At 41.4% G+C, this 13,014-nt stretch carries 5 protein-coding genes; 1 reads left to right on the forward strand and 4 read right to left on the reverse strand.

Annotated elements, in window-relative coordinates; genetic code table 11:
- The coding region (locus tag KBY68_RS11850; protein WP_255097386.1) for a hypothetical protein at positions 1–2,760 on the reverse strand (2,760 nt) is incomplete at its 3' end.
- 181 nt (positions 2,761–2,941) lie between these two features.
- On the opposite strand from KBY68_RS11850, the gene KBY68_RS11855 reads away from it, so the two are divergent.
- Positions 2,942–3,238 carry a hypothetical protein gene (locus KBY68_RS11855; protein ID WP_255097387.1) on the forward strand — a complete coding sequence of 99 codons (297 nt, stop codon included), beginning with the start codon at positions 2,942–2,944 and terminating at the stop codon, positions 3,236–3,238.
- 159 nt (positions 3,239–3,397) lie between these two features.
- Here the strand turns inward: KBY68_RS11855 and KBY68_RS11860 are convergent, their stop codons facing one another.
- From KBY68_RS11860 to KBY68_RS11870, 3 genes are all read right to left on the reverse strand, one after another.
- The gene (locus tag KBY68_RS11860; protein WP_255097388.1) at positions 3,398–7,810 is read right to left on the reverse strand and encodes a dockerin type I domain-containing protein; all 4,413 of its coding nucleotides are present in this window, start codon (positions 7,808–7,810) and stop codon (positions 3,398–3,400) included.
- Positions 7,811–8,119: 309 nt separating this feature from the next.
- Positions 8,120–11,008, reverse strand: a complete 2,889-nt coding sequence (locus tag KBY68_RS11865) for a peptidylprolyl isomerase (RefSeq protein WP_255097389.1) — start codon at positions 11,006–11,008, stop codon at positions 8,120–8,122.
- A 79-nt stretch (positions 11,009–11,087) separates the two neighbouring features.
- Positions 11,088–13,014 (reverse strand): DUF4114 domain-containing protein (locus KBY68_RS11870; protein ID WP_255097390.1); only part of this gene is annotated, 1,927 nt, incomplete at its 5' end.

Consider the following 13,014-nt stretch of genomic DNA (forward strand, 5'->3'; position numbering starts at 1 on the left):
TCTTGAATTAATATAGGAACCGCTAGTGTTTAATGCAATATCAGTAAGGCTGATGCTATCAATCCACCACTGGCTGGTAGGTGTTGTTGTTGGAATGTTAATTAATTTACGCAGGGTTCCCTGCTGTAAATTTCCTTCAATCAAGTCGTTGCTTGAAAATTCATAGGCATTTATATTTTGACCAACTCCAAACCCCCTGTAGCCAGGATAGCCAACTGATATATGTCCTGGGTAATTTATTACATCAAAATTAATGCCAGTTAAATCTGTAAAATCTACTTCTATAATTACCTCACTTACTTTATTGTCAATATTTATCTCCTTATTGCTAATTCGAATAGCATTTATTTTAGGCGCATCTTTATCCGGAAGCGTCACATTGGGGTTTACTACCTTAAATGTCAGGTCGTCGGCATTAACTCCAATTTGACTTGCAAATAAGGCAATTTCATCTTTAGATGGGTCAATCTTTGGATTTCTTGAATTAATATAGGAACCGCTAGTGTTTAATGCAATATCAGTAAGGCTGATGCTATCAATCCACCACTGGCTGGTAGGTGTTGTTGTTGGAATGTTAATTAATTTACGCAGGGTTCCCTGCTGTGAATTTCCTTTAATCAAGTCGTTGCTTGAAAATTCATAGGCATTTATATTTTGACCAACTCCAAACCCCCTGTAGCCAGGATAGCCAACTGATATATGTCCTGGGTAATTTATTACATCAAAACTAATGCCAGTTAAATCTGTAAAATCTACTTCTATGGAAATATCATTCTGTTCGCTTGCTATATTGATTTCACGTGTAGTTGTTGAAGAGGTATCAGAAATGGATACTGATGCAGTAGAACCAACCTGAGCTTTACGTGCTTCATCAGAGAATAGCTTTATCTCAAGTGTTTCTGCACCTTCTGTTTTTAGATCATTTGCAACTGTGTGATTAAGTAAAAATTTACCATCAGTTCCAACTGTTCCTGAACCGGTTAAAGCGCCAGCCGAAAAATCAGCAGCGGTAATTCCAGGTCCAGAGAGTGAGTAGTAAAGTGTGGTTCCTGATGCAACATTTGTTGTTGCTACTGATGTAGTAAGTGTTGCCCCCTCATTAATGCTGGTTTCTGATGGGGTTAAGGTGTAGGAAGGCGTTGCTTCTATTTCTAACCGATCATCGGTATAGGGATTAGCAAATCCCACTACGCCCGTAAGCCCTGCTGGTGCAATAAATTCTACCCACTTTGAACCATCATAATATTTACCACCCCAACTGATGACACTGCCATTGGTTTTTAATGCAGCAAAAGCATTACTTGTAGAAAAGATCTGGCTAACGCCCGTAAGCCCTGCTGGTGCAACACCGCCAGAGTCTTTACTACCCCAGCAGACAACGCTGCCATCGCTCTTTAATGCTGCAAAGGCAGAACCTGTAAAAAAGATCTGGCTAACGTCTGTTAATTCAGCTGGTGCAACACCGCCAGAGTCTTTACTACCCCAGCAGACAACGCTGCCATCGCTCCTTAATGCTGCAAAGGCAGAACCTGTAGAAAAAATCTGGCTAACGTCTGTTAATTCAGCTGGTGCAACACCGCCTGAGCTGGTATTACCCCAACTCACTACACTGCCATCGCTCTTTAATGCTGCAAAGGCAGAACTTGTAGAAAAGATCTGGCTAACGCCCGTAAGCCCCGCTGGTGCAATAAGTTCTGCATATTTCGCTCCATCCCAATACTTACCCCAGCTGATAACGCTGCCATCGCTCTTCAATGCTGCAAAAGCGTATGTGTTGGAAAATATTTGGCTAACGCCCGTAAGCCCCGCTGGAGTTATGAGTTCATTTCCGGAAAAATGATCTCTACCCCAGCTGATAACGCTGCCATCATTTTTTAATGCTGCAAAGGCAACATCAGTTGAGATGATCTGTTTAACGCCTAAAAGCCCAGCTGGCGCGCTGCCACCCCGGCTAGTGTCGCCCCAGCTGATAACGCTGCCATCGTTTTTAAGTGCAGCAAGGGCATATTCAGTAGAAAAGATTTGGGTAACGCCAGTTAGACCTCCTGGTGCGTCACCTCCGTATCCGATACGACCCCAACAGATGACACTACCGTCGCTCTTTAATGCTGCAAAGGCATTGTTAGTCGAAAAGATTTGGCTAACGCCCGTAAGCCCTGCTGGTGTGTTGGCTGAGCCTCCTGAGTATCCTGGTCCCCAACTGATGACACTGCCATCGCTTTTTAATGCTGCAAAAGCGTATGTGTTGGAAAATATTTGGCTAACGCCCGTAAGTCCCGCTGGTGCATTGCCCCAATTGTAGGTTTCACCCCAGATAACAACGCTGCCATCACGTTTTAATGCTGCAAAGGCGGTTCTTTTTATGAATTCCTCGCTGTTTCTATACCAGTAGGCTTTCGTTTTAGGTATTACAACCATCCCTTCTGCTGTGATCGTTGCAGTTGCAAATTGTTTACCCGTTGCAATTTCGTAATTTGTTGAGGCGTTAATGCGAGCAATAATCGTTTCATAAGGATCAATCAATGCCCCATCAGCTAATGCAGGTAATGAAAGCGTTGCACTGCTGCTACCAGCAGCAAAATTAATCGTGCCAGTTGTATTTCCTGTGTAATCACTACCTGCTTGTGCTGTTCCAAATAGCTGATAGCTAACGCTTAATGCAGTATTGGTATCTCCAGTGCGGCTAAAACTAAAAACAGAAGGGCTGCCATCAGTCTCCTTGCCGTTAGAGGTTGCAATTACTGAAATAACAGCTGCCATAAGGCGCTCCAGCTCTATAGGGGCTTATCAGAAGCAATCTGGCTGGTATGCGCAGATGGCGAGTATAGCTCCAGCATAGCGAGCAACGTTAAGGATTTCTTCCAAATTGCAGGAATTGCATATCTTTTGCACCTATGGAGGGGGGTTCCCACCGGCAATAGCAGGTGCCCGCTGATCCTGCTTGCACATCCCTATTGCTGTAGGCCCTGCTTCTCCCCCAGAAGCACTGGTTTCTACTCATCCAAGCCTTTTAGCAATCCTGCCGCGTTTGCAATTAGTGCACGATTGTTGGGATTTACTTAATAAACAGAAGGAGTATTACCTGCCCCGTGGTGAGCGGGAACCTGATTCGGCATATAAAAGGCGTATTGATGCTGCTTTGCCATCTGGGTTTTTTCGTGATGCCTTGCGCACTTTTGCAGGGATGCTTACTGCAAGCGATGTAGACGGGTTTGATACTGATCTATTTAACTGGTGATAAATGAAAACTCATTACAACAACCAGGCAATTATTATTTACCCTAAAAGAAACCATTAAAGAGTTCGGTGTCTAGCAACGCTAATCTATGTATTAAAAAAATTCATTAATTAAGCGATAAACCAACCCTCAATTTAGAGGAAAATGCAAATGTAAATACTATAATATCTTTAACGCATCAATATTTGCAGCAACGGCAGCAAAATTTACGGTAGTACCAAAATATGGTGAATCAGGACTGATTGCTTTATTTGTGAGTGCTGCACCTGCAAAAGCAGCACCAAATAGATGGCGTATTACCATCAAACCATCACCAAGGGCCGTGGTTTTACCGTCTTTATCAACATCAAGCAATTCATTTGTAATCCCTTGCTGTATGAATTCATGAATTTCAGCACTTGTACGTGTTGAAGTAGGAGACATTGCTTTATTTGTTAATGCATCACCTGCAAAAGCAGCACCAAATAGTTTTCTGATAATCATTAAACCATCACCAAGGGCGGTTATTTTGCCATCACCATCAACATCAAGGTTAAATGATTTTGATTTAATTGATGTATCAACAATACTAACTGATGCTGTAGTTCCAACCTGCAGAGTGCGAGCAGAATCAGAATATAGATTTATGATAAGCGTTTCAGCGCCTTCTGTTGTTAGATCATTTGCAAGAGTATGGGTAAAGGCAAATTTACCAGTGGCATCTGTTATCCCTTCTCCTGTGAGAGCACCAGAGGAGAAATCAACAGAGGTGATTCCTGTTCCGGAAAGCATGTAATAAAGTGTGGCTCCTAATGCAACATTGGTTGTGGTAACGGTACTTGTAAGAACTGCACCCTCGTTGATTGTTGTTGCTGATGGGGTGAGGTTATAGGTGGGGGTTGCATCAATTACTAAACGATCATCGGTGTAGGGATTAGCAAAACCAACAACGCCGCTCAACCCCACCGGTGTTGTGATATCACTGCCGTCATAGTCACTTTTACCCCAGCTGACAACGCTGCCATCGTTCTTTAATGCTGCAAATGCACATCTTGTAGAAAATATCTGGCTAACACCTGTGAGCCCTGCTGGTGCAACACCTCCATACAAACTATCCCCCCAGCTGATGACGCTGCCATCGTTCTTTAATGCTGCAAAGGCATAATCATTAGAAAAGATCTGGCTAACACCCGCAACCTCTGCTGGTGTTTCAATCGATTCGCCATTGTCTTTGGAGCCCCAGCTGATGACGCTGCCATCGCTCTTTAATGCTGCAAAGGCACTCCATAATGAAAAGATCTGACTAACGCCTGTAAGCCCCGCTGGTGCAACACCGCCTCGATCTTTATTTCCCCAGCATATGAGGCTGCCATCGCTCTTTAATGCTGCAAAGGCATCTTCATTAGGAAAGATCTGGCTAACGCCCGTAAGCCCCGCTGGTGCAACACCGCCTCGATCTTTATCACCCCAGCATATGACGCTGCCATCGTTCTTTAATGCTGCAAAGGCCCAGCCAGTAGAAAAGATCTGGCTAACACCCGTAAGGCCCATTGGTGCACTGCCGCCATAGTTGCTATTACCCCAGCTGATGACGCTGCCATCGCTCTTTAATGCTGCAAAGCCACCACCAATAGAAAAGATCTGGGTAACGCCTGTAAGCCCTTCTGGTGCTAAAGCAGCATTCCCTCCACCCCAGCTAACTACGGTGCCATCGCTTTTTAATGCTGCAAAGGTAGATTCAGTTGAAAAGATCTGGCTAACACCCGTAAGCCCCGCTGGTGCATTGCCGCCAGACCAATCAGAACCCCAAGTAACAACGCTGCCATCGTTCTTTAATGCTGCAAAAGCGTTCCAATTACAAAAAATCTGACTAACTCCCGTAAGACCCGCTGGTGACACCATCTCTTGAAATTTATTTTCTTCATCTGGGTCAAACCCCCCCCAGCAGATGACGCTGCCATCGCTTTTTAGTGCTGCAAAGGCAAAACCGGTAGAGAAGATCTGGCTAACGCCTGTAAGCCCAGCTGGCGCAGTGCCGCCAGCGTCTTTACCTCCCCAGCAGATGACGCTGCCATCGCTCTTTAATGCTGCAAAGGTACTGGAATTTCCCCATTCTCCACCATCATCTCCACTATATCTTCTTCGCCCTTTTGGCACCACAACCATCCCTTCTGCGGTGATCGTTGCCGTTGCAAATTGTTTTCCTGTTGCAATCTCGTAATTAGTCGCTGGATTAATGCGAGCAATGATTGTTTCATATGGATCAATCAATGCTCCATCAGCTAATGCAGGTAAAGACAGCGTTGCACTGCTGCTACCAGCAGCAAAATTAATCGTGCCACTTGTATTGCCTGTGTAATCACTACCTGCTTGTGCTGTTCCAAATAGTTGATAATTAATGCTCAGTGCTGCAGATGTAGAACCTGTTCGTGTAAAGGTAAATACAACCGGGCTGCCATCAGTTTCTTTGCCATTGGCGGTAGCAGCAACGGAAACTTGAGGCGGAGTAGTTACTGAAGTGTCGTTAATACTCACTGATGCAGTAGCACCAACCTGCACCTTTCGTGCTTCATCAGAATATAGTTTTATCTCAACTGATTCAGCACCTTCTGTTGTTAGATCATTTGCAATAGTATGAGTAAAGGTGAATTTACCGGTGGCATCTGTTACACCTTCTCCTATAAGGGGGCCTGCAGAAAAATCAGCAGTTGTAATTCCAGTACCACTTAAGGCATAATAAAGCGTGGTACCAGTGGTAAGATTAGTTGCGGCAACGGTACTTGTAAAAACTGCACCTTCACTTATTGATGCTGCTGATGGGGTGAGGGTAATTCTTACTTGAGATTGTGGTACAGAGATCTCAGCGATATATCCATACATGTACGGATATCCATTAGAACTTGACCCAACATTTGGAGTTATCCCGAAAATCTGCTTGCTTGTGCTTGTTCCAGTTAAAATAATATTACCGCTTTTTGCAGATAATATTTCACAACCAAATATAGATCCAGTGTTATCGCCATAAGTATTAGTCCATTCAAGGGTTCCCTCTTTACTTACTAAACCATAAAATGCAAGATTTGTTCCCACATCTGCTGCAGAGGGTGGTATTCCATTAGCCATGTTATTGTATCGATTCCATGTCCAGTCAAACTGCCAAGTACCTGCAATAAAAATGTTGCCACTCGAATCAATGCTGGCACTAGTAATTCTCGAATGTGGCAAATTATGTAAATCTAATCTCCATTTTTGAGTACCCTCTGCAGTAAAACTAATCAAAGATCCAATTCCAAGATTATCTTGCAAAGATCCAGCTAACAGAAAATCATGAGTTAAATCATCTATGTTAGCAACGAAATAATCTTCGCCAAGAGTTGCAAAATCAAATTCGTTATTCCATGCTGTAGTGCCATCAGCATTTATCTTCGTGATCACGGTTTTCCCATCTACTTGATAACCTTCACCCGAAACAGGAAATTTTCTCAGCCCTGTAGCACTCACAATTATTGCCGATCCATCATTAGCCTGTCCAGCTGCAACACTTATTAAATTTTCATAGCTGGGAATATTTGATGACCAGGAATGGGGTCCAAAAGATATTAGCTGATTATTCTTGCGAACAATTTGATCTCCCAATTTATTTCCAAAAAAAGAGTGAATATCGCTATCAGCAAAATCCTCGTATTCATACGAAGCGATAACCTTTTGACTTCCTGGGCGTAATTCATTGAATTCAATTTGATTAAATGACAATGTCTGCTTAAATGTTGCTGCTGAGAAAGAGATTCCCCTAAATATTAATTTATTCCCGTTTGCTATAGTGGGACTGGCAAGGGTTGTGTATAATTTACTTGAGGGATTGATATAGTCAAAAATATTCTCCAATCCAGATTTTAGCGATTTTGTTAGTATATAGTTGCTTGTAATCCATGAAGGAGTTGAATAGTCATACTTGTTTCCTACAACCAGGATGATTTCTTCATCATTAGAGTAAAAACTTGCAAGACCTGAGGCAACTCCACCTGTTTTTCCTGAAATTATTTTTAAATTAACAAGGCTTGTATCAACTGTATAAGAAGCTTTTGACTGCTCTACTGCAACCTCACTGCCAAATAGGATTGCAATGCCGTGATCAGCTTCTGCCTGTACTGCTTCTTTTTTATTATCACTAACATCAACATTGCTAGTTAGCAACGCTGCAAATAGCTGCCCTTCATCCCCAGGTGTATCTACTGTATTGAATAATCCATCCAAGTGATGCCACAGTTCTTCTGTGAGTACAGCAAATACATCTTCTTTGCTTGCATTGTCTACCCAGGTTTCATTTAGGTAAATCTTGCCAGTGCTGATTGCATAGGCGCCCATTGCACCACTGATATCTACAGCTGATAACAGTTCAACTTCAGGCAAGCTCTTGAAATCAGCTAATGCCCATTCATCTATCAGTATTTGCAATCCTTCTGGAATGCCACTCAGCAGCAGTGCTTCTTGCGCAGCAGCTGCTAAAGAACCACCCTTTGCCCATTGCTGCAGCAAATTTTTCCACTGGTTCAGCAGCGTGCTCAGAATTGTATTGGGTTTTGCAAATGCCATAAAACCCAAACCCTCAAGAAACGGCAGAGAAGCAGCGCATACCAGGAGGCAGAACGCCTTTGTTATCTGTATCTCTTTATATTGTATTCGTTTTTAAGTATTTCGTCAGGTTTATGCAGATATTGCATAAACAAGTAACGGCAATGGGTTTCAGCGTTTTATTGCAGCGCACTAAGTAGTTTTCTTAATCCATTACTGCCTTTCACCCCCATAACTCCAACCCAAGACCCGTTAGTGCTGCTGCATTTCTAAGGCAGCTTCAACTGCGTGCTGCAGGTTTGTATGTTCCCAGATGTTGTTTAGATTTATCTAAACAGGACGCATGGCATCAATATTTGCGGCAACGGCAGCAAAATTTACGGTAGTACCAAAGTATGGTGAATCAGGACTGATTGCTTTATTCGTGAGTGCTGCACCTGCAAAGGCAGCACCGAATAGATGGCGTATTACCATCAAACCATCACCAAGGGCAGTGGTTTTACCATCTTTATCAACATCAAGTAAACCAGTTGTTATACCTTGCTGTATAAATTCATGAATTTCAACAGTGGTACGCGTTGAGGTAGGAGACATCGCTTTATTTGTTAATGCATCACCTGCAAAAGCAGCACCAAATAATTTTCTAATTACCATCAAGCCATCACCCAATGCTGTTACCTTGCCGTCGCCATCTATATCGAGATTAAATAATGAATTTGTGGGCACTAATTGCCCTGAAATGTCATAGTTTTGACTGATGCTTCTTGCTGAAACACCAGGAAGTGCTGGGCTAGTAGTTAATACTGAAAATGAATCAGTGCCTTTATATTCTGTATTGGGTGTGTATAGGAACTTGCCAGTGATATCATTAATATATATAGAACCAAACTGGGGAAGTTTGTCGATGCTATAATTGAGATTACGAGGTTTCACTAGAAGCTCTGTTGCATTAATTACTACAACAGGTTCAGTAATATCTTGAAATAAAGATCCACTATTTGGAGCCCCCCAAGTAGTGCTATTACCTCCTGAAGCGGTATTTCGCTTTGGCGCACTTGCAACCAAATCAATTATCTCGATGCCATTTGAAACTGCTCCAAAAACTGAATAGCCCAGTGAAGCGCTAAAATCATTAGGAGTTTTAGGCTGGTCATCCAAGAATTTATTATCAACCAGATTAATGAAAAATTGATTAGTAGCACTATGCGGATCGTTTGTACGCGCCATTGAAAGCATTCCTCTAGTGTTACTTAAATTACTTATCTGTGTACCCTCTAAAGGAATAGGATCATTAGTAAGGGTTGGAGCAAAGCCGATTGATTGTTGTTTTGATATATCGTATCCACCACCCTGTACCATAAATCCATCAATTACTCTATGGAATATTGTGTTATCATAATATCCCTCTCGAGCATATCTCATTAAATTAAGACCGGTTATAGGAGCCTTGTCAATTGCAAGTTGCAAAGAAACACTAGCCGTATTACCAGCGAATGCAGACAGCTTTTTTTCAGCACCAACTGTTGTGGTGTAATTATTATCATTAAGATTTAGAACTATTTCAGGCCTGCTTAAACCAAATGAACTGATTTCTCCTTTTACTTGATTATTTTCAATAGTGAAATAGTTAATCGGCGGCTTGGATGGGGCTGGTGAAATATTCATTCTGAGTTCAACTGGCACTATATTATTAACTGAATCAAGTGCGGAAATGATAATATTATCTTTCAAGCCAGTCTGCCATGAATATAGGCTTGGCAATTCTGGATATGGTTCATAAGTAGCCTTGCCATCTTGTGCAATGGTGAGATAGCCTGTTAAGCCAGAGTATTTATTTGGAATAAAACCAGAGAAAATCTGATCATTAAGATCAAGATTAAAAGAGGTAGAAGTTAACTTAGAAGAATTATCCAGTGGCGAAATATCTAGTTGATATGAATTCATTTGGGGGCCACTAAAATGAATTAAAGCATCCTGAAAGCCAACAGGTACGGATTCTTTCCACGTACCACTGCTACTACCAACAATTATTGAATTACCAAAATTATCGGATACAATTGACTCTGGAATATCTATGCCGTTAGAGCCGCTTGATATAACATCAAAGTTAAGGAGTTCGCCATCTTTAGTTAATTTAATTTTGTGAATATCAAGACCATTACCTGTAAGAACGATAAGTTGACCATTAGAAATAGATAATGAAGGTGAAACATCAGATAGTGGGGAATCAATAAATTGCTTTAACCAGAGTTGGTTGCCTGTAGTATCAAAGGCTGCCACAAATACATCTGTGTCTATGCGAACTGGATCTCTTGCGCTGCCACTGGGTAGATTACTAATTGACGAGAACAGGCCATTTGTAGTGCCCGCAACATATATTGTATTGTCGTTGCAAATAACAGAAGTTAGATTATTTGAAGTACTGCCATTACTGTTTAAAAATCGCTCCCATAATGGTTCGCCTAGTTGATTAAATGCAGATAAATATGCTTCCGGGTTACCAGATGATGATGTAAATTTACCAACAACTATAATAGAGCCAGCGAGTGATCCAGTTTTAACAATATCAACTGCTTCGATAATATCATCCCCGCTATTGCCAATGAGCCTAGTGATGTATTCCGTGGGTGTTATTATTAAAAGAAGGCCATCAGCATTGCCTTTATCTAAGCCACTAGCAGCTGCATTGGATTTAGTTGCACCGCTAATTAAGCCATCCCCGCGACTATAGCCAACTAAAATAATATTGTTTGATGGTGAAATTTTTAAATCATTAAATTGCTCATCGGTTGGATTAATTGAATTGCCAATAGTCTTTTTGCTTTCAAAAATTTCGAAATTAACCAAATCACCAGCTTTAAAAGCAGGAGAGTTATTGGAACTGTTGATATCAATGTTAGCAAATATTGCAATGAAGGCATCTCTGTCTGTTCCAGAAGCTGATGAGATAAAGCCAGCTGCATAAGCATAGGCACCCGATTGAGTTACTGCTAAAAATGCATCATCATAAATAGTGCCAAAATCTGATTGCCATATAGTTTTACCCCTGAGATCTTTAAGAGATAGATAGAGATCAGATGCACCTAAACTACCACCTGCAATTGCCCCATAACCGGATACAAGTATATTTTTTTGATCAGTTAAGGTTATATCACTAAATACATCAACAGCCTTTGAACCTGTGGTGTATGCAAACGGTAGGTTTTTGATGGAACTCATAATTTTGATTTCAACCCATTAAACTTAAATGATAAAACGCTCTAAAGTTGTTTGCATAAGATGATCTTATGGATAGCTGTTATATGGCTGATAGAGTTTTGGCCTTAATTGCAATCACAACATCATCAAAGTCTTTATCCCCACCACCGGATATATCTTCTAGGCCAATTACATTAGTGCCGAGAACCTTGAAGTGAGTAATCAGATCAGGATTGGCCGCAGTAAAGGCAAAATAAGTATCCACACCACTTACGATTGCATAAGGAGCTAGCATTCCAGATTCATTTATTTTGATCTCGGTATTTGAATTTTGAAGATTCCCGATACTTAAATCCTTCAGATTGGTAACTTTGTTTGAAAGTGCAGCTTTCGTATATCCACCATCTCCGGGTAAGAATACATTGCCTGATATGGGATCTCTTACAGAACCATCAATCGCTAGGATCTTATAGAAGCCAATGCTGGAGTTGTAAGATGCCTCCCGGGCTAAGGAAAGATCTGCTGTTACCTCCATTCCTGCAAGAGCGGAAAAATCAAGTATTGGTAAATCTGCTTGATTCACACCAATCAATGAATCTAATCCGGCAAAAGAACCAGCAATTTCAAGGCTGAAATTGATACCAGAACTTGATGCAGCAGTTGCCTTAGTGGTGCTGGAATCAATTGTTGTTGAAAGGAATTTAAAACTACTACCAAGAGCTGCAACACTTGATTTGCCTGCAGCTAATTCCTTGAATGAGCTATCTGTTGTTTCAAAGAAACGTATAGATTGGCCATTTATAAGAGCAATTGACTTATCAAATGAGAAGGAACTAAGGTTTGGAATATCTGATGATTCAAGACCAGCAAATAAGATTTGAGCACGTGCTGTAAGCCCAGCAAAACCAATTGAATCTATTGTTTCATCTTTATCTAGTATCACATATCCAATTTCATTCACTGTGGCGGCCCTTGATGTGAGTTTTACTTTAACGATTAATGCTGCTGGTAAATCACTTAGAGGATCTGTAATCAAAAGTGAATCTTTGAAGTTGGCAAGAACTGCTGACACATTCACGGTTGCTGCAGTTGAAGGATCAAGAATTTTGCCATTCTTTAACCCGTCTTTATCACCACGACCGCCATCAACAAATGCAAGTGTTACAAGATCTGGTTTGCCATCAAAATTAGTGTCGTAGAAATTGGCACCAGTTTTGCTTACTGGATCATATGTAAATGGGGATGCAACGCCGGCTGAATCAACAGAGTAGTAGGACAAGGGTGTTTGTTTTTCTGCTGCACCAGTGCCAGTTGAAAGAGCAATACCATCTGATACCAAATCAATGCCAATGGCAATAGATGCAGTGGTTTGATTTTCTGATGGTTTTGTTGGATTAGATGATAAGGCAATTGTGAAATTCACCAATGTTGGGCTTAGTTCTACCTTATTTGCCTTTAGTGCATCAACGGCCTTTTTAGCATTTGGATTTGTTATTGCATTAAGGGTTTTAAATCCACCATCTAGGTTTGCATTTTCAAGACGAACATCTGCCGTAACTTTAATGCCTTTGCTATTAATAAAACCGGCTTGAACTGGTTTTTCAGCAGTTGTGACTGAAGCAGATTTACCTGAGTAATCGGTATAAGAGGCAGTTGCACGAATCCGTTTGCCAACCAAATCATCCGTTAGATCGAGTGTTCTAGTAGTTTGAGCTGCAATGATTTCTTTGTTCGCATACCATGTATATGTAAAGGTTGAGTTTATATATGGGCTGCTTGGCTCAAGTTCAACACCGGCTGTGAGGGTAGATGACGGAATATAATTACCAGTGATGCTGATTTTGGGTTCTTTAACAATAGGAACATAGCCACCAGCAACTGTTATATTTTCTTGGAGTCCTTCGCCGTCAGTGTAAGAAACCTGAACCCTAATTTGTTTTGTTTGTTCTGCGGAAGTAAGGGTGTAGGAATCAGCATTAGTTCCAATATTGCTCCAGTTTGTGCCATTAGAGGATGATTGCCACTGG

The sequence above is a fragment of the Synechococcus lacustris Maggiore-St4-Slac genome, from assembly GCF_024345595.1.
Lineage (GTDB): Bacteria > Cyanobacteriota > Cyanobacteriia > PCC-6307 > Cyanobiaceae > Synechococcus_D > Synechococcus_D lacustris.

Coding starts and splice junctions, on each gene's coding strand:
- KBY68_RS11860 (WP_255097388.1), bottom strand. CDS start 7,810: ATGGCATTTGCAAAACCCAATACAATTCTGAGCACGCTGCTGAACCAG.
- KBY68_RS11865 (WP_255097389.1), bottom strand. CDS start 11,008: ATGAGTTCCATCAAAAACCTACCGTTTGCATACACCACAGGTTCAAAG.